Source organism: Clostridium sp. AF02-29, from assembly GCF_934835585.1.
In the GTDB taxonomy this organism is placed as follows: domain Bacteria; phylum Bacillota; class Clostridia; order Lachnospirales; family Lachnospiraceae; genus Otoolea; species Otoolea fessa.
This window is the reverse complement of the sequence record NZ_CAKVZK010000013.1, coordinates 1-20,500: the sequence shown is the minus strand read 5'-3', so window position 1 is coordinate 20,500 and position 20,500 is coordinate 1. Positions and strand designations below refer to the sequence as shown.

Genomic DNA, 20,500 nt, shown 5'->3' with positions numbered 1-20,500 from the left:
TTTGCATATAACAATAGGGCAGGATCCCGAAGAATCCCACCCTACTATATAAATACATTATTCAGAATAAATCTGCTCTATCCTATTTCACGCCAAAGATAGCCATGAATGTACCTGCTGCTACGGCAGTACCGATAACACCAGCTACGTTCGGTCCCATTGCGTGCATCAGAAGGAAGTTGCTCGGATCTGCCTCAGAACCAACCTTCTGGGATACACGTGCTGCCATCGGAACTGCAGATACACCTGCGGAACCGATCAGCGGGTTTACCTTACCATGAGTTACCTTGCACATAATCTTACCGAAGATAACACCTGCTGCAGTACCCAGAGCGAATGCAATCAGACCCAGAACTACGATCTTGATGGTATCCAGGTTTAAGAAAGCCTCTGCACTGGTAGTAGCACCTACGGAAGTACCCAGGAAGATAACGACGATGTACATCAGGGCGTTGGAAGCAGTCTCTGTCAGCTGCTTAACAACACCAGACTCACGGAACAGGTTACCAAGCATAAGCATACCAACCAGCGGAGCAGTTGTCGGCAGAATCATGCAGACAACGATTGTAACAACAACCGGGAACAGAATCTTCTCCAGTTTGGATACCGGACGAAGCTGCTCCATACGGATCTCTCTCTCCTCTTTGGTGGTAAGGAGTTTCATGATCGGCGGCTGGATAATCGGAACCAGAGCCATGTAGGAGTAAGCTGCTACGGCAATCGGTCCCATCAGACCTGTCTGACCAAGTTTACCAGCCAGGAAGATAGAGGTCGGGCCGTCTGCACCACCGATGATGGAGATAGCAGCCGCAGCCTTATCGTTGAATCCCATGAAGATAGCCATGAAGTAAGCGCCGTAAATACCGAACTGAGCAGCTGCACCGAGCAGGAAGCTCTTCGGGTTAGCGATCAGCGGACCGAAGTCTGTCATCGCACCGACACCCATGAAGATGAGGGATGGTAAGATACTCCACTCATCCAGTAAATAAAAGTAATGTAAAAGTCCACCAACTCCGTTCGATGAGTCTTCAATCGATCTCATAATATCCGGATAGATATTTACAAGCAGCATACCAAAGGAAATAGGAAGAAGCAGTAACGGCTCGAATCCTTTTCCGATTGCCAGATACAGGAAAATCAGCGCTACGAAAATCATAACGATGTTTCCAAATGTCAGGTTTAAGAATGCTGTCTGCTGAAGAAGATTGGACAATGTAGTTGTTATATATTCCATATTAATTCCTCCAAACGGAATAACATATCCCGTATTTTTTCAGCCAGTTTTATAAAAATTAGATTAGTTTAATGTAGCAAGAACTGCGCCCGGTTCTACCATATCGCCTACTGCAACATTAACACTGGCAACGGTACCGTCCTGAGGAGCTACGATCTCGTTCTCCATCTTCATAGCTTCCAGAAGCAGGATAACCTGACCACGTTTTACAGCTGTGCCAGCTGCTGCCTTAATACCAAGGATCTTACCTGGCATCGGGGATGTGATGGTTACGCCGCCTGCTGCCGGTGCTGCTGCTGGAGCCGGAGCTGCTGCTGGAGCTGGAGCTACTGCTGGAGCCGGAGCTGCTGCGCCTGCAAATCCTTCTTCTACGGTTACCTGATATGCTGTACCATTTACGGTGATAGTATAATTCTTCATTTTAAATTCCTCCAGATTTTATCGATGATTATTTACGTGTAATGGAGCGGATGTTTACGCTGTCTGCCGGTACGCCGGTTGCTGCTGCGATCGCTGCAGTGATAACTGCTACCAGTTCTCCATCGTTTGCCGCATTGCCTGCTGCTGGTGCTGCGGTACGTGCCGGCGCTGCTGCCGGTGCTGCAGTCTGTACAGGTGCCGGTGCTGCTGCCGGTGCCTCTGCTCCTGCTTTTTTAGCCTTTACATTTGCCTCAATCTCGTTAACCTTCTTGAAGCTGCTGATAATTAAGCTGATGAAAATCAGTACCAGGAATACGGTACCCATACCCATCAGGGTATTTAATGCTGCCTTCTCCATCTTCTCACCGAAGCTGTAGTTTACAACAAAGGATAACTCGGTCGGTACCAGAGAAGTACCGCCGTAGCTGCTTACGCTCTCCTCAGCGGTCAGGGAGAAAGTCAAGTTTCTCTTCTCAAAGGAAGCCTGAACAACTGCTGTGTAGCTGTCATCATCGGCGCGCTCTACGGTCACGCTCTGAACCTCACCCATCTTGCCTAAATCGTCCTTAGAACTGGTCCAAGAAGAAATTGCAGACTCAATGACTGTGTTTTTCTGCTTCTCAGCCTGTTTCAGCTGTGCTGCCAGATCTTCGTCACTGTAGCTGGCGAACTGCTCCAGATAGCTCTTAGCGCCATCGCTCATGGTCTGCTCGATCTCCGGAGAAATCGGCTCTACCGCTTCTTCAGAAGCGCTACCACAGGCGGACAGAGCGAAAAAGCAGACTGCCATGCAAAGTACAAGCAGCATTCTTTTCATATTCTGTTTCATAAATGTGTCACCTCGTAATTAGATCGTTCCATGCTTTGACGGACGTCCCTCTTTCTTCGTGAATCATATCCTGACAGCATCCATGTTTCTTTCATGGCGCCATCCGTGATACTTCCCACCTATCTGTGTTTGCAGGTGTTTTTGCAAAATTTCCAGAGCTTGTCATCCACTCCGGGAATTCTCCATCTGACACGCTGCGGCAGCAGAGGATTGTACAATCTCCTCTGCATACATAAATGGCATGCACTTCCGTCTATGCGAATCCGACTTTAATAGCCATGCATACATAAACATCTGTACCACTGACTTGTTATTCGATTCTCACATAAGCGCTGTCCGGTGCCTGACTGATGACAAACACTGCCCTCATCCCTGTTTCCGGAAATGATTCCGGCAGCCAGCCGCACTGACATCCCTTTTTTAGCACTACAACTCCGCCGACGGTTCTGATTATATAATCATTATACAATATGTAAAAACACGCTGCTTCCATGCAGTACTAAATCCGGAATCTGCATTCTCCGACCTTTCCCTGCCTGCGTCTTAGCGCAGCTGCCTGCCTGCGAACCACTGCTTTCACAGTTTCCTGCTGACAATCGCCCCCGCTTTCGCACTACTTCTGTGCCCGCCATCCCGATTCTGCGCTTTTGCCGATATAACGTATACCGAGGCTCTTCCTAATTTGCAGCCAGAAGAGCCTCGCATCTTTCGTCAAATCCGCACCGGAACAGCCGCAGCTTATCTTGCACATACAGTTGATATAGCAGTTTGAAACGTCATGTTATGCCAGATTACTTATGCTGGTTTCCTCCATCCCATAAGCAAGTCCATTTTTTTGCCTGTTTAACATTGTATAATGAGGTCGGCAAAAAAGCAAGTTATTTCCGTTCGAATTTGTTTACTTTTTCATTTTTTTAACTGAATCAGCTCCAATATCTGGGTACTGGTTCAAATCATATTTATATTATACCCCTGCCGGACCGGACGGCTGCACCGGTGACTGGCTTCCGGTTATCGGAGTCTGTCCGTCCGTCGAACCGCCATTTCCCGCCGCATTCTCCTCCGGCAGAACTACCGTGCAGCTTCCGTCTGCCGCTGCCTGCCAGGTATTTCCATCCATCTCGAACGTAATACCTGCGTACATCGCGCCGCTGGCATCCAGGTAATATTTCTTACCGCCAAGATCCAGCCAGCCGGTCTGCATCACGCCGGACTCATTCATGTAATACCACTTTCCGCCGACTGCCTGCCAGCCCGTCGTCATGGCGCCGGAGCCGTCAAAGTAATACCAGCTTCCGCCCAGGTTCTGCCAGCCCGCCTGCATCGCGCCGGATGCGTTCAGATAATATTTCTTGCCGCCCGTCTCCAGCCAGCCGGTCTGCATCAGACCATTGTCCGCCATGAAATACCAGCTTCCATCGACCGCACGCCAGCCCGTCGCCTGTTCGCCGGATGCGTCAAAGTAACGCCAGCCGCCGTCCAGCGTCTTCCAGCCGGTAATCATATGACCGTCCGCCTCCAAATAATACTTTTTGCCCGAAAGCTCCAGCCATCCTGTGGACGGATTGCCCGCCGCATTCATATAGTACCAATTCTGACCATCGTTGATCCACGCCGCTTTCTGCATCACATGGTTCTGATAATAGTAACGGTTTCCCGCGATCGTCCGCCAGGTATTGCCCGGAATGATCTGCGTATAATCTTTATACAGATAATCAATATCCACATTGCCGTTCACGCCCTTGACCGAACCGGTGTTGGACGCCTGCCACATCGAGGTCTTTGAATATGTATACTTCTGCTGGTATTTTGCCACCCATATATCATACGAAATCTTCGACATATCGATCTTATTGGCAATCCAGTATTCATTTGCATAGACCATCGGATAATATCCTGCATCCTGAATCCGCTTACAGAACGCGTTGATCACATCGCTGACCTGAGACTGCGTCAGGGTTCCCAGCGTATTAGCATCCTCGGCATCAAAGACAACCGGGAAGGAGATAGGATAATCCTTGATAAGATTCAGGACAAAATCCGCCTCCTGCTGCGCCATTTCGACCGAAGTCGCATACGAATAAATGTACGCGCCCAGCCGCAGCCCTGCCTGGCTCGCATTTGCCGCGTTCATAGCGAAAAACGGATCCACATTACCGCGGAACCGGGTTGCCAGCATCGCAAACTGTACATTATCCGATGACACCTGGCTCCAATTTACATTCTGCTGCCAGTAAGACACATCCACGCCGCGCGCAATCGCACCGATCCCCTCATTCTCCGTCACCCGGTACACGCCAAGCCCTGATGTGACCGCGCTCACACTTCCATTGGAAACAGCAGTCGAACCGCCAGAGCTGCCTGTACTTCCCGAATTGGAGCTGCCCGAACCACCGCCCGGCCCCGCATTCGAGGATGACGATGTAAGAGAAGAATCTCCCGCCGGTCCTGCCAGCGCTGTCATCGGCTGAAAGCACAGCGCTGCTGCCAGCATGCCAGCCGCTGCCCGTGAAAGCACACGCGCGCGCCCCATCCTTTTTTTGTTCACTCTATTCCGATTCATGCCAAAAAACCTCCTTGATTATCCTTTTATCCCTGTTGTCTGTTCACCATTTATATACATTTCCCCGCCTGATCCGGCGGGGGCATATGCGAAACAAATATGGTTCATCCACACACTGTGTAACCAACAGCAGAACTTTTCCTATTATAACCTAGTTTAACAGATACTCCCCATCCACTTCAATAGAGAAACTTTAAATAAAATCTGTCAAATTTATTACAGAATGCTTCCCTTTCTGCTAAAAGAATGAAGCCGTCCATGCCAAAAACAGGATTTTCAAGCAGAAAAACACAATAATGCCGGAACAAAGCTTTCCCCCGTTCCGGCATTTCATTTTTGCATATTCAGTTTTCCGCAAAATTCCACTTATCTTTATTCTTGCAAAGGAACTTCCGTTCTCCTGAAAGATTTTTTCCTATTTCCGATTCCGGTTCATCAGGCGGATAATATACAAAAACAGGTTGATAAAGTCCAGATACACCTGCAGCGCGGAAAATACCGATGCTTTCTGAAAAAAGTCCAGTACCAACCCATTTTGTCAATTATTTTCAAAACCATTTATGTAACTATTCACAGTAACCCATTTACAAGTTATGAAGCTCCCGCCTCTTTTTCTTCCACGGAAGCGGCACATTCCATTTTTTCAGCGCACTGAAAAAATAATAATAAATATTAAAGAGAACCGTTGTGATCGTCCAGGTCAGCGGATAGCTGAATACCACTGTCAGGATATCCGGGCGGATCGGAACAGCGATCAGGATCCAGACAACCCGCAGGACGCACACGCCCAGCGCCGTCATAATCATCGGAATCCAGCAGTCTCCCACACCGCGCAGTGCGCCGGAATAAATCTCAATACAGAGGTATGTCACAAATGCCGGCACCAGGAAGTGAAGAATCTTCATGCCGATCGCGATTACCTCCGCATCCGTTGTGAACAACAGATAAATATAGCCGCCCGTCAGATACAGAATCGTGCTCAGCCCCACCGTGATAATACAGGAAATTCCCAGGCAGACGTACACGCTGCGTTTCACACGGTCCAGCCGCCCCGCGCCGTAATTTTGTCCGACAAAGGTCGTGATGGAGATCCCCAGCGCATTAATGATCATCCAGTAAGTGCTGTCGATCTTTCCATATGCAGCCCACGCCGCCACCGTGTCTGTTCCCAGTGCATTGACGCTGCTCTGGATCACGAGGTTGGAAAAGGAATACATAACCGACTGGAGTCCAGCCGGAAACCCAATCCGGATGATCCGCACCAGAATCACCGGTGTAATCCGCGTTTTCCGGATCTCAAACCGGTACGAGCCATCCGCACGCATCAGCGTTCCCAATACCAGACACGCGCTGACCACCTGGGAAAGGATCGTCGCCACCGCCGCACCACGCACGCCCATCCGAAGTCCTACTACAAACAACAGATCGAGCGCAATGTTTGTAAAACAGCTGATCACAAGGAAATAGAACGGTCTTTTGGAATCACCGATCGCCCGCAGGATTCCGGCACCCATATTATATAAGAGGTTCGCCGTGATTCCGACAAAATAAATGTGCAGATACCCGCTTGCATTGTCCATGATATCCTCCGGCGTCCCCATCAGGCGAAGCGCCGTGTCGGAAAAAAGGAGTCCGCCAACCGTCATGAGGATACCGCACAGCAGCGAAAAGGCAATCGCCGTGTGGACTGCCTCGCTGACCCGCTGACCGCGTCCCGCCCCGTAAAACTGGGCGATGATAACTGTCGCACCCGAAGAAAGTCCTACAAAAAAGCCAACCAGCAGGTTCGTAAGCATCGATGTGCTTCCGCCGACCGCCGCCAGCGCTTCCTTTCCGACAAAACGGCCTACTACCACCGCATCTGCCGTATTATAGAGCTGCTGAAAAAAAGTTCCAAATAAAATCGGGAAGAAAAATAGCAGAAGCTGTTTCCAGATCACTCCCTCTGTGATCGCATTTGCCCGGCCAGTCCCCCCGGTTTGTCTGACTTCCTCTTCCCGTCTGGTATCTTTCATCCAATCCACCCCCTCTTATGTTCTTTGTCTCTGTTTCCTGTATGCATCCTGCTCACAGATATTTCACCTATATGAATTCATATGCCTTTTCGTTATTCTTCTCCCGCAAATCCCATTTCCAACTCAATTCAGCTCCGCAATCCGCGAGATCCCCACATAGATATGAGAAATCTTGTACCAGGTAGCAAAATCGACCACGCCCGTCTGCGGAAGTCCAAACACCGACTGAAACGCCCGTACGGACGCCTCCGTTTCGGATCCGTAGATCCCGTCCGGCGTAACTCGCGGGATCGCTGTATACACAGTCGCCACCGCGTCAAGCTGCTGCTGCAGCTGCCGCACCTTATCGCCGCTGGACCCCACCTTAAGCGGTTCCCCCGGATAGGAGATCGGGATTCCTGATATCTGTTCCGCAGTGTTGATGTAAATACTATTTCCATAGAAACGCCGCAATATCTCGATCGCGCTGTATCCCTGTTCTCCCAGACTGCACGAACCCCACTGGGTCATCCAGCCCGGGCAGGACACCCGCCGCCCGTCGCAGTACTGTGTCAGAATCGGCTGCCGCACGCCGGGGCGGGACAGATAGTTGTCAAAAATGTCGTCCACCACCTCTGAGATCGGCTCGAAAATATCACGCCCGTAAATCCACTTGTGATCGAATGCCGTCGAGGAAGTGATTGTAAAATCGTAGCCCTGGTTCCGATACCACTCCGTATACACCCGATTCAGTGTAAATGACATGATCGCAAGCACATTGGCGACGATCGTGCTGCGCGGCCAGGTCGCGTAGATCTCGCTCGACGCCACGTTTTTGATATAATCCCGGTATGCCACATAGTAATCTTTTGCGGAGGCATTGGTCGGTACGCCGTCATGCACGACGATCGTCTGCGGTACCACCACGCGGCTCAGCACGATCTCGCCGCTCTCCTGCACCGGTTTTACCTCATCTTCGGCAATCTTGGGCGGATAGGAACCATATAGGGTATGATCCGGAATCTGTATATTCTCCTCCGCTCCGGTCTGATCCGGAAGCGGAATCATCCGGATCGGCTGGACTGCCGTCACGCCCGCCAGCACCTCCGTTCCCTTTACCTTTACCGGCTCATAGCCCGCTGCCCGCACTTCCACCGTATAATCCGCATACGGCTTTTCCCGGTTCTGTTCTTCCAGTGAAAGCGACACAGGAGGCGCTGCTACCGCAATCTCCTCCGTCTGCCCGGATAAATTGGTTCTAAGCACTTCCTGCGTCTGTCCGGAATCACCATAACTGACCGAAACCTCTGCTCCCTCAATTGGGAAATTATTTTCACTGTTTACCACATCGATCCGCAGATAGCCATCCTGCATTCCGGTTGTCTCACAAATTCGGACACGGTCGAAAGAATGATAGCGCATGCATCCAGCCTCGCATTTATTTTACATGGTCATTTACAGTTTATATCCAGCATCTTTTATCTATGCCGGTTTTTATCCGATTTTTTAATATTTTGCTGCCGTATCTTCCTTATTTTTCTCCTCTAAATCGCTCTCGTCGCCTCTGCCAGCCACACCTTCTCTTCCTCCGTCATATACGGAGACAGCTTCTCATACACGCCCTTATGGTACGCGTTCAAAAGCTCGCGGTCGCGCGCTTCCATCAGCGATACGTCGATCGTGTCCAGATCGATCGGAACCCAGGTCAGATTTTCAAATTTCATGAACTGACCAAATTCATTCTTCACATCCTTCACACAGAGCATCAGATTCTCCGTCCGGATGCCAAATTTTCCTTCCAGATAAAGACCCGGCTCATCAGAGGTAACCATACCTTCCTCCAGAACCGCATTTTCAGCGGGCGATGTGAGCAGCCTCCATCGGATGGAATTCGGGCGCTCATGCACACAGCCCAGATAGCCGACGCCATGCCCTGTTCCGTGATTGAAATCCATGCCGTTTTTCCACAGGAGTTCGCGCGCAATATAGTCCAGATTGATACCGCGGCAGCCATACATAAACTTCGCATCCAGCAGACGCAGCATCGAGCACGCCACCAGCGTACAGCAGCGTTTTTCTTCCTGCGTGATCGGTCCGACCGCGATGGTACGCGTCACATCCGTCGTTCCCTCATAATACTGTCCGCCGGAATCGACCAGATACAGCCCCTTCTTCGGTACACTACTCTTCTCTGTCTCAGACGCCGTATAATGGCACATCGCCGCGTTCGGTCCCCACGCAGAGATCGTCGTAAAGCTCATATCCAGGCAGTTTTTTTGTTCCAGGCGCAGCTTATCCAGATATTCCCCTGCGATCCACTCGTCCAGTCCTTTTTCGCCTGCATGTTCCTTCACCCAGCGCAGGAAACGGGTCAATACCAGACCGTCCTGCACATGCACACGGCGCATATTTTCCTGTTCCACTGGATTTTTGACTGCTTTGGCCGCTGCCGTCGGATTCATCGCCTCGATCACTTTCACGCTCGCATCCAGGCACCGGAACAGACGGTAATTGAGCTTCGACTTTTCCAATAAAACTCGCTCATAGCGGAATGCGGATGCAATCTGGTATACCGCCTCATATGGCATGATCCGAACGCCCAGTCCATGCAAATAGGCACGTACTTCTTCGTTCAGCGTCTTCTCATGAATAAAGAGGAATAATTCCTGTTTTGTTACAATCAAGTAGGACAATACAACCGGCGTATGTACAATGTCATCACCCCGGATATTTAAAAGCCACGCGATATCATCAAGACTCGTCAGCAGATGCACCGTCGCCTGACGCTTTTTCATCTCCCCGCGCAGATCTGCAATCTTCTCCTCCGCCGGTTTTCCCGCATACTTCTCTTCCAGAATCCAGACCGGGTTCATCGGAAGCGCCGGGCGGTCGTCCCAGATGCTTCCAACCAGATCCTCACCCTCCGAAATGCGTACCTTTTTCCCGGACAGTGCTTTCGCGATGCGCTCGCCCTCTGCCGTATCGACCACTCTGCCGTCAAAACCCAGAACACCCTGTTCCGGCATATGTTTTTTCAAAAATTCCAGCGTCGTCGGCACGCCCTCCTGACCGGAGCGGTAAAGTTCCACCCCGCTGCCGGAAAGCTCTGCTGCCGCCTGCACAAAATATCTGCCATCCGTCCAGAGACCTGCGTCCTCCATCGTAATGACCGCCGTTCCCGCCGAACCGGTAAAGCCTGTCATATATTTCCGGCATTTGAAATACCCGCTCACGTATTCCGAGCCATGGAAATCCGATGTCGGAATCAGATATGCGTCCATTCCACGCTCCGCCATCTTCTCGCGAAGCTGTTCAATTCTCGCCCGAACCTCACGTCCCATTTTTCTGCCTCCTGTTGTTTCTCTATTATCCATTTTTCAACGCATCTTTGATCGCCTCCGTGATCGCCTCACTGTACGTCGGATGCGCGCGCATCGCCGTCGAGAGCTGATATGCCGTAAGACCGTTGGCGATCGCCGTTGCCATCTCTCCGATCATGTCCGTCGCACGCGCACACATGATCTGCGCCCCGATCAGCGTGTTGGTATACGCCTCAAAAATCAGGCGCACAAAACCGCGGCTGTTTCTCGCCAGAAGCGCTTTTCCATTTTCCGTCATATATGCCACACCGCACTTGATCTTCATATTATAAAGGCGGGCGTCATTTTCCGTAAATCCAACCGCCGCAATCTCCGGCTCCGTATAAATACAGGTCGGCACAACCGGAAGCACGACATACATACCGTTCGGCACGACCGAAAGCTGCATCCGGTGTCCGCGTCCCGCCAGGTTTTCGACCAGATAAGCCGCATGGGACGCTGCCACATGGGCAAGACGTTTCCGCGCCACGGTATCGCCGATCGCATAGACATTTTCCTGCGTCGTGCGGTAAGTTCCCTTGATGAGCGGACGCCCATTTTCCAGCTGTACCTGACAATCGTCCGACAGAACCTTCGACATATTCGGGCGTCTGCCGACTGCCACCAGCACGCGGTCCGCCGGGCTTTCCTTCCAGCCGCGCTCACAACGGTAATTGACCGACACCGTGTCGTTGCCGCGATCCTTGATCTCCATGACCTGTACATTGCAGTGGACTTCAATCCCCTTAGAACGCAGATTTGCTTCCATCTGCTCGGAAATCATCGGATCCATCGACTCCAGCAGACGGTTTGCCTGCTCCAAAAGCGTCACGCGGGAACCAAGCGCCGCGAAGATCGTCGCGATCTCCACACCGATGACACCGCCGCCGATGACCGTCAGACAGTCAAAATTCCAGTCATCCATCCGCAGAATATCACGGCTTGTCATAACCTGCGGCAGATCAATTCCCGGGATATCCGGAATCACAGGGCTGGAACCGGTTGCCAGAATCACATTTTTTCCTTTCAGCGTCAATGCGCCTTTGGAGGTCGTCACACGCACCACATTATCCGCATGCAGGCGCGCATCGCCGTGAATCATCTCCACCTCCGCTTTTTCTAACATTCCCTGAATCATTGAGCGGAATGATTCCACGGACTCATTTTTATAAATCTGCATCTGCCGCCAGTCAAAGCTGACTTTCTCCGCCACAATGCCAAACCGGAATGCTTTCAACATATCCCGGTAGACTGCCGTCGCCTGCAGAAGCGCCTTGGCAGGAATACAGCCGGTATTGACGCATGAGCCGCCCAGCGCTTTTTTCTCGATCAGGACTGCATCCATCCCCATCGCCGCCGCACGCAGCGCTGCCGTATATCCCGCCGGTCCCGCACCAATAATAATTAAATCATAGATATGATCCGCCATATAAATATCCTATCCTCTCATTCTATGGGCTTCCCATTACACAAAAAACTGCCGCAGAAAATCACTTTCCCGGGCAGCTTTTCATCAATTTTATTTTTACAGCAGATGAATGTTGTGAGCCTCTGCCTCTGCGCGCACACCGTCCGGCCAGATCGACGCCTGCACCTCTCCGATATGTGCTTTCCGCAGGAAGAACATACAGATACGGGACTGACCGATACCGCCGCCGACTGTATACGGAAGCTCTCCCTCCAGAACTGCTTTCTGGAATGGCAGCTCCGCGCGTTCCTCACATCCCGCCTTTACCAGCTGCTCTTTCAGGGAATCCTCATCAACACGGATACCCATGGAAGAAAGCTCCAGCCCGATATCCAGAACTGGATAATATACCAGAATATCGCCGTTTAATTTCCAGTCATCATAGTCCGGGGCACGACCATCGTGCTTCTCACCGGATTTCATCTTGTCACCAATCTGCTCAATAAATACCGCACCGTGCAGCTTCGCAATCTTGTACTCGCGCTCCTTCGGTGTGCAATCCGGATACATATCTTCCAGCTCCTGGGTCGTCACAAATGTGATATTTTCCGGAAGATAACGTCCAATGTACTCATACTCATATGCCATATAGTCCTCGGTCACTTTCAGTGCCTTGTAAACCGAACGGACAATGGATTCCAGTGTCTCACGGGTACGATCTTTTTTACTGATGATCTTCTCCCAGTCCCACTGATCCACATAAATGGAATGGATATTGTCTGTATCCTCATCACGACGGATCGCGCTCATGTCGGTGTAAAGACCTTCACCTTCCTGAAATCCATACTCTTTTAATGCCTGACGTTTCCATTTGGCGAGAGAATGTACAATCTCAGCCTTCCGATCTTTCTGCTCCAGAATTCCAAAGGATACCGGGCGCTCTACGCCGTTTAAGTTATCGTTCAGACCAGATTCCGGCAGTACAAAAAGCGGTGCGGACACACGGGTCAGATTGAGCTGTTTTGCCAGTTCTCTCTGAAAAAAGTCCTTGATTTCCTTGATAGCAACCTGTGTTTCTCTCAAATCCAATACCGGTTTATAACCAGCCGGAGTAATTAAATGTTCCATCTGTTACATCCTCTCTTTTTTCCCGGTGCGTGTCCGGTTCCCTGCCGCACTGCCGATTTCTGCAGCCGCAGTTCATCCTTTTAGTCAAAGCTTGCAGGCACGCGCCTTTTAAGTCATTTCTTGTTATTGTACTGCATGAAATTTCTACTCAAAGAAACTCACCTGTGGACAATAACCGTTTGGTAGCTATTATATCATTTATATAGGAAAATGGGAACAGGTAAAATAGGAAAATAACTTCTTTAAAATAAATGAAGGTGTTCGCACGCTTTATAAATTCCATCTTCCCCGATCGGTGCCGTCACGTAATCCGCTACTTTTTTAAGCGCATCCACTGCATTTCCCATCGCCACGCCGATGCCGGCTTCCTGCACAACCTCAATATCATTCATGCTGTCGCCAAATGCCACTGTATCGGAGAGATCTTCTTTTTCTCCAAAATACACCGCCAGCCTGCGGAGTCCGTCCGCCTTGGAATTGCCTTTCTCGACCACATCCGCGCCATGTCCGCTCGCAAACATCGGCAATTTCAGGGTCGGAAATTCCCGTTCCATCTCCTTCACCTGTTCACGGCTGCCGACAAACGCCAGTGTCCGGACCGGCATCGTGAGCATCTTCCACGGATCCTGGAACTGCCGCCCGCAGCTTCCCCAGAAGCGGATATCATTCGCCGCAATGATCTCCGGATGGATATAGTAATCTTCATCCCCCACCGTCATGCCGATTCCGAAGCCCTTTTCATCGCAGAAACTCAGCACCCGGCGTAGGAGTTCCGGATCAAAGATGTGCTCAAACAGCAGCTTATCTCCCACTGTGATCTTCGTCCCGTTCATATGTACAATCGCATCCGGGCGGACGATGTCCCGGTACGATGTACTGTAATAATTATCCATATCGCGCCCCGTTGCCAGCACAATCTTGTACTTCGGGCGCAGCTTTTCAATCGCCTCCAGCGCACTCGGTGTGATCTGATCCGTCCGGTGGTCTAAGAGGGTCATGTCTAGGTCAAAACTTATCATGATGTTCTCCTTGGGGTTGGTTACTACAAAAGGTCACAGCCGAAGACTCTGCTATGACCTTTTCTTTTAATTATCCACGTTTTCATCATACCATTTTTCAAATTTGGAGTCAATATTGGGAAAATATTCATTCTGTTGATCCATTCCATTAATCCGTAAAATTCCACTCAACCATCAAAATTACATCAAAAAGCAAACATCCGGCAGCGAAAATTTAGAAGTCATGGTTGATTTTTGATGTAATTTTGATATAATGATACGCATATAATACTTCAACAAATGGCGGTATATGTCAGCTGAAAATTTGGCAAAGTGCAGCTATGATTTATTTTCGGGGTATGGCGTAGCTTGGTAGCGCGCTCGGCTGGGGGCCGAGAGGTCGCAGGTTCAAATCCTGTTGCCCCGATTTTTAGCGTATTCTTAGAGTTCTTAATAACGGAAGGGAAGAAAGCCGGGCAGCTCTCACCGCCCGGCTTTCTTCCTCTCAGTTCACACCTCATGCAAGCTGAATCTCCATCTCTAATTTCCGCAGCCACAGCCGCCATTATTACTGCAGCCGCAGCCAGACTGGCTGTCTCTTCCTGCATCGTAGCCATCCCGGTAGCCGATGGCATAACCATCGTTGAAACCTCTCCGATAGGAATTTCTTCCGTTATTTCCACAGCTATTCCAGCCCCATCCATTGTTTCCGCAGCCGCCGCATCCTCCGCAGTGTCCACAACCATTACCCCAAGACCAACACATATGATAATCTCCTTTTCATTTTTCATTGATACTATATCATATGCCTGTCAACGCAAAGTGTGTCCCACTTCCCCGGAAGCCACACTGTCAGCCGTTTCAAGCATCTGTCCCAAAACAAGCCACCAGCCATTTTCTCTGCATCATGGCAGCAAAAATGGGCGCATGCCAGACACATCACGCCCACTTTTATCTACTTACACCCGGAAGTTCCGGCTCTTAAACACATACACATGTGCGAACAGTGTCACCAGCACAACTGCCGCCAGCACCAGATCGCCCGTACCGCCGCCCAGATGAAACGCCATGCCAAACAGCGACAGCGTATCAATCGCAAACAGCCATTTTTCAACCGCATACACCTTTTTCAGGTTATATTTCTTCGGATCGATCGAATCCGATATAAAAATCAGGAAATCTTTGCCGCAGAACAAATCAATTGTCTCTGCCAGTCCCAGACACCCCGTTAAAAAGAACAGTATATCCATCCGTATTCTCCTCCCCTAGAACCGTTTCCAGGTTTCCCTTGAAAACAGCAGAAGTAGCGGAAAAATCTCCAGACGTCCTGCCAGCATATCAAAGATTAAAACCACTTTTGAGAAATTACTGAAAAATCCAAAGTTTCCGGTCGGTCCGACCAATGCCAGACCCGGTCCGATATTATTAAACGTAGCCGTAACCGCCGTAAAATTCGTCACCAGATCGTATTCATCCAGAGAAATCAATAGAACAGATACCGCAAAAATGAGCACATACGCAACCATAAACACATTCGTCGAGCGCACAACCTCATGCTCTACGATCTTTCCATCCATTTTGATCTTCTCCACTGCACTCGGATGCAGGTACTGCTTCAGTTCCTTTTTTACCGATTTAAGCAGAATCAAGACGCGCGACACCTTGATACCGCCGCCTGTACTGCCCGCGCAGGCGCCGATAAACATCAACAGTACCATAATCGTTCTTGAAAGCTGCGGCCATTTATCAAAATCCACCGTGGCGTAACCGGTCGTCGTGATAACCGAACCGACCTGGAATGCCGCATCCTGGAATGCCTGCAGTGCATTGCCGCAGAGTGATACCGTATTGACTGTAATGATGCCAACCGCCGATGCAATGATTAGAAAATATGCCCGCACCTCCTGCATTTTAAAGGCCTGTCCTATTTTTCGCATCAGCAGGAAGAAGTAAAAGTTAAAATTCACTCCGAACAGAATCATAAACACCGTCACGACATTTTTCTGAAATGCCGTGTAGCTCGCCAGACTATCATTCCGGATTGCAAAACCACCCGTACCTGCTGTTCCGACCGTGATCGTGATCGCGTCGAAAATCGGCATTTTCCCAAGAATCAGAATCACAGCCTCGAGGATCGTCATTCCCAGGTAAATCTGGTATAACAGCTTCGCCGTCATCTGGACCTTCGGAACGAGACGGCTCACGATCGGTCCTGGGCTCTCCGCCTTCATCAAATTCATATGGGAACCGCCCACCATCGGCAGGACACTCAGAAGGAATACCAGAACGCCCATACCGCCAATCCAGTGCGTAAAACTCCGCCAGAATAATAAGCAGTTCGGCAGCTGCTCCACACTGCTCAGAATACTTGCACCGGTCGTCGTAAAGCCCGATACCGTCTCAAACAGGGCGTCGATCGGATTCGGAATATAGCCGCTTAATACAAACGGCGCTGCTCCCATCACACTGAGTAAAACCCAGCTTAGAGAAACCGCCACAAAGCTCTCCGCCACATAAAAGATCTGATTTTTCGGTTTTCGGCGTACCAGAAGCATACCAACCATCAGGCATACTGCCATCGTTGCCAGAAAGCACCATACCTCCGACTCACGGTAAATCAGTGCCACTGCCGTCGGAAGCGCCATAAAAGCCGCCTCAAAATTCAGGATCCAGCCTATGATATAAAATACAATCGAATAATTCATCTATGCCGCCTACTTTCTCAGGATGTCACGGATATCCCGCAGACCTTTCTGGCTCGTCAGGACAATCACTGTATCGCCCTGCTGGATGCAGTCCTGTCCACGCGCGATCTTGATATTGCCGCCGCGGTTGATGCATCCGATCAGCAGGTTGCTCTTGAGATTCAAATTCATCAGCGGAATGCCCGTCACTTCCGACTCCTCGCGGATCACAAACTCCAGTGCCTCCGCCCGACCGTCGAGAATATGATACAACGTCTCCACATTGCTGCCGATCGTATTCTGCATCGCGCGCACATACTGTAAAATGTAGTCCGCCGTGATGTATTTCGGATAAATCAGACTTCCCAGGTCCAACTTGCTGATCAGCTCGTCAAAGGCGATCCGGTTAACCTTCGTCACCAGCTTCGCGCTGGAATTTTCCTTCGCATACAGCGCAAGGAAAACATTTTCCTCATCCATATTCGTCAAGGTGACAAATGCCTCCGCCGTCATCAGCCCCTCTTCCAGAAGAAGCTGCCGATCCGTTCCGTCGCCGTTGAGGATCAACGCATCGTCCAGAAGCTCTGTCAGAACCTCGCAGCGCGCTTTATCTTTCTCCACAATTTTAACCCGGATCTTCATCGCCGCCAAAAGTTTCGCCAGATAATAAGCAATCGTACCGCCTCCGACAATCAGCGTATTTCTGACCTGGTTTGTCTGGATGCCGATCTTGCGGAAAAATTCTGCCGAATTTGCCGGGGAGGCGATAATCGACACCATATCCCCGTTTTTAATCACAAATTTACCATCCGGGATCGCTACCTCATCGCCGCGCTCAACACCGCCGATCAGGACATCGCAGCGGAATTGGCTGTCAATATCCATGACCGAAAGCCCGTCCAGCTTAAACTCCGGTTTTACCTTAAATTTCAGAAGCTCTACCTTTCCCTTGGCAAATGGATCGATCTTAATCGCTGACGGGAAGCGCAGAATTCTCGAAATCTCCGTCGCCGCCGCATATTCCGGGTTGATAATCATGGAAATTCCCAGCTGCTGCTTGATAAAGGTAAGCTCATTGCTGTAAATCGGATTCCGCACACGCGCAATCGTGTGGCAATGCCCCACTTTTCTCGCAATCAGGCAGCAGAGAAGGTTCATCTCATCCGACCCTGTCACGGCAATCAGCATGTCCGCCGTCTGCACACCTGCCTCGATCTGCATGGAAATGCTGGCACCATTTCCCACCAGCTTGATCGCATCGATATCATCTGACACCCGCTGCATCCGCTCCGCAGACGTATCGATCATCACCACATTGTAATCCTCCCGGACAAGCTGCTCCGCCAGCGTCGTACCAACCTTGCCGCATCCGATAATGATTATATCCATAGTTTCCTCCGTTATTTTCTGTTTATCCGCCATACCGATACAGAAAATCTCTATTTTATATACAAAATAAAAAATGTGCCTTAACACTTTCCTATGACGGAAAAAGGGTGCCTGAAAACCGCGCCCTAATCCATACGGAATTATTATAACACCTTCTGCGAGTTTTTGAAATATAAATTGTGTTAAGAGGGCATTTTGTGGGGGTTTTGAATATATTTGTCTCTTTCGGTCCCAAAAGTGCCTACCCGTGTACAGTAACTTTCCTCCCTTTTTGGCAAGATAAATTTCTTGACTTTTTCAGAAAAAACAGTATACTTAATATATATTTGCAGATATGGTTCATCGGTAGAACGCTAGCTTCCCAAGCTGGAAAGGCGGGTTCGATTCCCGTTATCTGCTTTTTTTGATGGATGCGGAAACCCTTGTAAATGCTGGATTTTTCCTTTATTTACAAGGGTTTTTGGTGTTTTTCATCATATTTTATCGTATATGTCCGTCCTCTGCTATCCGATCTGCGGTAATCATCCAGCCATCCCAATCAAACGCATACGCCTGTCCGTCAATCTGGCAGACTGCATCGTGCCGGTAGGTGTACCCACTCAGCAGATACCACCAGCGCCCGTCCTGGCACACCCAGCCAGTAAGATACTTGCCAGACACCCAGCCGTCCGCAGTCTGGAGCCACGGATCGCCGTCGGCAAAACATTTATTAATTGGCTGCACACGCTGATCCTTGGTGTAGCGCTTGCCTGTGTCTGTACCTTTTGGAGTTGTTCGTATGATAAGTGAGGACGCAGTGACTCTCAACCCGCGTATGCCGCTCTTAATTTCTTTAAGATCGGTGATCACCGTTTTTGACTGTTCTGGTACCGTGCTGTTCTCCGCCGCCCAGGTCTTTTTAAACGCCTCAAATGTCCCATATTTCTGTTTCAAAATCCCAGTACCGCTGCCCCAATCCGGCAAATATACGTGTGGCTTGTCTACGATGCTTTTCCAATCGCCGCCCCATCCAAGCCCCAGATTTTTGGCAAGCTCTCCGACTTTCTTAAAATAATCTCCAGACTCATTATAGGCGCCTTTTCCATCTGCCCGGTAGAAATCCGCTGCAATGCCCCATTGGTGCTGGCTGCTATAGCTGCTGCCCCTAGCATTCGTGACAATACTGCCCGGCTGAGTCCGCCCCTGTGCATACAAAGCGTCCTGTTCGGCGACGCTCCGGAAAGATTCCCCGATTTTAATCGGAAAACCTGCACCGACACACTTATCAACGAGCTGCGCAGTCAGCGCCTGGAGACGTGGATGACATAATGTGATATCTCTCATAGATTTGTCCTCTTTTCTTTATGATATGAAAAATATGACATTTTGTTTTCCGGGGTATCTTGCAAAGAATTTTCGCATATGCTATAATGCCGATAGGCTAAAAGATAGTAGTTGCCCATCACAGGCAACGACAAAACCCCCAAGGATCGCGACTCCTTGGGGGTTTTTATTCCTAATTTCACGACGGGAACAATAGGAGATAATAGTATTTCCACCGCAGGCACCTCCTTCCTGTCACCAGTTTCGGAGGCGGTAACTTTGACATTATGGCATATAAATTTCTTTCATTCTATCGGCTTTCGTCGATTTTCCCCTATTGTTGCGATGCCGCAACGGCAGCCATGCCCCGAACTGCCGCGGGAGATAGTCGGATCACCTCCTTCTACTCTTCTTTTCCTGACTGCTTAAAAATCTGGTTTACATACGTAGACAATCCCGCCACAAGGACGCCCTGTGTAAGTGCCGTGAAAACTGCCAGCGCGATATCCTGACCACTGCCGCAGGCACAGGTGGCGAACACATAGATGGCACAAATCGCAACGCCAATCAGCCCATTAATGAGTGGGATGTATTTGTCTTTCACTGTCTCGCTCTGCTTCAGCCACATCCCAATAAAGTACAGCACTACTGCTACCACAAGTAATTCCGGCTTTACATAATCTTTAATCTGCATACCTTATCCCTCCATCTGCTTTTCCAAATCTGCGATCCGATGGTTTGCCACCCGGATCTGTTCCTGCATCACTGCCTCGGTCTCCTCTAATTTATATGTACGCTCAATTACTGTATGAAAGCAATTATGAATGATGAAGTCATGAAACGACTGATTGATACGCTGATGGAGTTGCAGAAGAAAGAAAGCACCGATCTGCCTCTTTTGAAAAAGCAGCTTGCAGAAACGGAAAAAGGTATTAACAATATGCTCAACGCCAGTGAACCTCACATGGCTAAAGTCACGTGCTTCTCAGCCGTTTTAAACGGCAAGACTAAATATCGGCGGATACGCCAGTAACTTAGAATTCGTGCGGATACGCACTTTTTCCATGCCGGATACGGCTGGTTTCCACATTACAGGTAGTCCGCTGTATATCTGCCTGCATTTATGCCGCTTTTAAATTGTTTACTTCTACATAAAGCTTTCTCAAATCTGCATAAACACAGGAGGTTCTAC

General features: G+C 49.8%; 17 protein-coding genes and 2 tRNA genes. 3 read left to right on the top strand and 16 right to left on the bottom strand.

Features of this window, described 5'->3' with window-relative positions; all coding sequences use genetic code 11:
• Nucleotides 1–82 precede the first annotated feature (82 nt).
• From PUQ60_RS05015 to PUQ60_RS04965, 10 genes are all read right to left on the bottom strand, one after another.
• Nucleotides 83–1,234 carry a sodium ion-translocating decarboxylase subunit beta gene (locus PUQ60_RS05015; RefSeq protein ID WP_022360208.1) on the bottom strand — a complete coding sequence of 384 codons (1,152 nt, stop codon included), beginning with the start codon at nt 1,232–1,234 and terminating at the stop codon, nt 83–85.
• Between the two features lie 63 nt (nt 1,235–1,297).
• Nucleotides 1,298–1,654, bottom strand: a complete 357-nt coding sequence (locus PUQ60_RS05010; protein WP_273380819.1) for an acetyl-CoA carboxylase biotin carboxyl carrier protein subunit — start codon at nt 1,652–1,654, stop codon at nt 1,298–1,300.
• Between the two features lie 28 nt (nt 1,655–1,682).
• Nucleotides 1,683–2,483, bottom strand: coding sequence for an OadG family transporter subunit (locus tag PUQ60_RS05005; RefSeq protein ID WP_273380817.1), 801 nt, complete (start codon nt 2,481–2,483; stop codon nt 1,683–1,685).
• Between the two features lie 964 nt (nt 2,484–3,447).
• Nucleotides 3,448–5,046: a GH25 family lysozyme gene (locus tag PUQ60_RS05000; RefSeq protein WP_273417124.1), complete on the bottom strand. Its 1,599-nt coding sequence runs from the start codon at nt 5,044–5,046 to the stop codon at nt 3,448–3,450.
• 584 nt (nt 5,047–5,630) lie between these two features.
• Nucleotides 5,631–7,061, bottom strand: coding sequence for an MATE family efflux transporter (locus PUQ60_RS04990; RefSeq protein WP_273380813.1), 1,431 nt, complete (start codon nt 7,059–7,061; stop codon nt 5,631–5,633).
• 123 nt (nt 7,062–7,184) lie between these two features.
• Nucleotides 7,185–8,462, bottom strand: a complete 1,278-nt coding sequence (locus tag PUQ60_RS04985) for a peptidoglycan-binding protein (RefSeq protein WP_273380811.1) — start codon at nt 8,460–8,462, stop codon at nt 7,185–7,187.
• Between the two features lie 122 nt (nt 8,463–8,584).
• Nucleotides 8,585–10,381 (bottom strand): aminopeptidase P family N-terminal domain-containing protein, encoded by a 1,797-nt coding sequence (locus PUQ60_RS04980; RefSeq protein WP_273380809.1) that lies wholly within the window; start codon nt 10,379–10,381, stop codon nt 8,585–8,587.
• Nucleotides 10,382–10,406: 25 nt separating this feature from the next.
• Complete coding sequence (lpdA, locus tag PUQ60_RS04975) at nt 10,407–11,828, bottom strand: dihydrolipoyl dehydrogenase (RefSeq protein WP_273380807.1); 1,422 nt, start codon at nt 11,826–11,828, stop codon at nt 10,407–10,409.
• A gap of 96 nt (nt 11,829–11,924) precedes the next feature.
• Complete coding sequence (gene asnA / locus PUQ60_RS04970) at nt 11,925–12,935, bottom strand: aspartate--ammonia ligase (protein WP_022360200.1); 1,011 nt, start codon at nt 12,933–12,935, stop codon at nt 11,925–11,927.
• 242 nt (nt 12,936–13,177) lie between these two features.
• Nucleotides 13,178–13,954 carry an HAD family hydrolase gene (locus tag PUQ60_RS04965; protein WP_022360199.1) on the bottom strand — a complete coding sequence of 259 codons (777 nt, stop codon included), beginning with the start codon at nt 13,952–13,954 and terminating at the stop codon, nt 13,178–13,180.
• A 332-nt stretch (nt 13,955–14,286) separates the two neighbouring features.
• On the opposite strand from PUQ60_RS04965, the gene PUQ60_RS04960 reads away from it, so the two are divergent.
• Nucleotides 14,287–14,360, top strand: a tRNA-Pro gene (locus PUQ60_RS04960).
• A gap of 113 nt (nt 14,361–14,473) precedes the next feature.
• On the opposite strand, the gene PUQ60_RS04955 is transcribed toward PUQ60_RS04960, so the two are convergent.
• The 4 genes from PUQ60_RS04955 to trkA form a co-directional block, all read right to left on the bottom strand.
• A complete protein-coding gene (locus PUQ60_RS04955) occupies nt 14,474–14,698 on the bottom strand; it encodes a hypothetical protein (protein ID WP_022359096.1) in 225 nt (74 codons plus the stop codon).
• 194 nt (nt 14,699–14,892) lie between these two features.
• The gene (locus tag PUQ60_RS04950; RefSeq protein WP_022359095.1) at nt 14,893–15,183 is read right to left on the bottom strand and encodes a hypothetical protein; all 291 of its coding nucleotides are present in this window, start codon (nt 15,181–15,183) and stop codon (nt 14,893–14,895) included.
• A 15-nt stretch (nt 15,184–15,198) separates the two neighbouring features.
• A complete protein-coding gene (locus tag PUQ60_RS04945; protein ID WP_273417123.1) occupies nt 15,199–16,638 on the bottom strand; it encodes a TrkH family potassium uptake protein in 1,440 nt (479 codons plus the stop codon).
• Nucleotides 16,639–16,647: 9 nt separating this feature from the next.
• On the bottom strand, nt 16,648–18,006 hold the full coding sequence (gene trkA, locus PUQ60_RS04940; protein WP_273417122.1) for a Trk system potassium transporter TrkA: 1,359 nt from the start codon (nt 18,004–18,006) through the stop codon (nt 16,648–16,650).
• Between the two features lie 328 nt (nt 18,007–18,334).
• Between trkA and PUQ60_RS04935 the strand changes: the two genes are divergently transcribed.
• Nucleotides 18,335–18,405: transfer RNA gene (locus PUQ60_RS04935), tRNA-Gly, on the top strand.
• An 81-nt stretch (nt 18,406–18,486) separates the two neighbouring features.
• On the opposite strand, the gene PUQ60_RS04930 is transcribed toward PUQ60_RS04935, so the two are convergent.
• Both PUQ60_RS04930 and PUQ60_RS04925 read right to left on the bottom strand, forming a co-directional pair.
• Nucleotides 18,487–19,329: a M15 family metallopeptidase gene (locus PUQ60_RS04930; RefSeq protein ID WP_273417121.1), complete on the bottom strand. Its 843-nt coding sequence runs from the start codon at nt 19,327–19,329 to the stop codon at nt 18,487–18,489.
• A 382-nt stretch (nt 19,330–19,711) separates the two neighbouring features.
• Nucleotides 19,712–20,002, bottom strand: coding sequence for a phage holin family protein (locus tag PUQ60_RS04925; RefSeq protein WP_022359091.1), 291 nt, complete (start codon nt 20,000–20,002; stop codon nt 19,712–19,714).
• Nucleotides 20,003–20,128: 126 nt separating this feature from the next.
• On the opposite strand from PUQ60_RS04925, the gene PUQ60_RS04920 reads away from it, so the two are divergent.
• Nucleotides 20,129–20,341, top strand: a complete 213-nt coding sequence (locus PUQ60_RS04920) for a hypothetical protein (RefSeq protein ID WP_273417120.1) — start codon at nt 20,129–20,131, stop codon at nt 20,339–20,341.
• Nucleotides 20,342–20,500 lie beyond the last annotated feature (159 nt).

Excerpts from the sequence above, each read along its gene's own strand:
- PUQ60_RS05000 (WP_273417124.1), bottom strand. The coding sequence starts at position 5,046 with ATGAATCGGAATAGAGTGAACAAAAAAAGGATGGGGCGCGCGCGTGTG.
- PUQ60_RS04945 (WP_273417123.1), bottom strand. The coding sequence starts at position 16,638 with ATGAATTATTCGATTGTATTTTATATCATAGGCTGGATCCTGAATTTT.
- PUQ60_RS05015 (WP_022360208.1), bottom strand. The coding sequence starts at position 1,234 with ATGGAATATATAACAACTACATTGTCCAATCTTCTTCAGCAGACAGCA.
- PUQ60_RS04980 (WP_273380809.1), bottom strand. The coding sequence starts at position 10,381 with ATGGGACGTGAGGTTCGGGCGAGAATTGAACAGCTTCGCGAGAAGATG.
- PUQ60_RS04920 (WP_273417120.1), top strand. The coding sequence starts at position 20,129 with ATGAATGATGAAGTCATGAAACGACTGATTGATACGCTGATGGAGTTG.
- PUQ60_RS04955 (WP_022359096.1), bottom strand. The coding sequence starts at position 14,698 with ATGTGTTGGTCTTGGGGTAATGGTTGTGGACACTGCGGAGGATGCGGC.
- PUQ60_RS05010 (WP_273380819.1), bottom strand. The coding sequence starts at position 1,654 with ATGAAGAATTATACTATCACCGTAAATGGTACAGCATATCAGGTAACC.
- PUQ60_RS04925 (WP_022359091.1), bottom strand. The coding sequence starts at position 20,002 with ATGCAGATTAAAGATTATGTAAAGCCGGAATTACTTGTGGTAGCAGTA.
- lpdA (WP_273380807.1), bottom strand. The coding sequence starts at position 11,828 with ATGGCGGATCATATCTATGATTTAATTATTATTGGTGCGGGACCGGCG.
- PUQ60_RS04930 (WP_273417121.1), bottom strand. The coding sequence starts at position 19,329 with ATGAGAGATATCACATTATGTCATCCACGTCTCCAGGCGCTGACTGCG.
- PUQ60_RS04985 (WP_273380811.1), bottom strand. The coding sequence starts at position 8,462 with ATGCGCTATCATTCTTTCGACCGTGTCCGAATTTGTGAGACAACCGGA.
- PUQ60_RS04950 (WP_022359095.1), bottom strand. The coding sequence starts at position 15,183 with ATGGATATACTGTTCTTTTTAACGGGGTGTCTGGGACTGGCAGAGACA.
- PUQ60_RS04965 (WP_022360199.1), bottom strand. The coding sequence starts at position 13,954 with ATGATAAGTTTTGACCTAGACATGACCCTCTTAGACCACCGGACGGAT.
- asnA (WP_022360200.1), bottom strand. The coding sequence starts at position 12,935 with ATGGAACATTTAATTACTCCGGCTGGTTATAAACCGGTATTGGATTTG.
- PUQ60_RS05005 (WP_273380817.1), bottom strand. The coding sequence starts at position 2,483 with ATGAAACAGAATATGAAAAGAATGCTGCTTGTACTTTGCATGGCAGTC.
- trkA (WP_273417122.1), bottom strand. The coding sequence starts at position 18,006 with ATGGATATAATCATTATCGGATGCGGCAAGGTTGGTACGACGCTGGCG.
- PUQ60_RS04990 (WP_273380813.1), bottom strand. The coding sequence starts at position 7,061 with ATGAAAGATACCAGACGGGAAGAGGAAGTCAGACAAACCGGGGGGACT.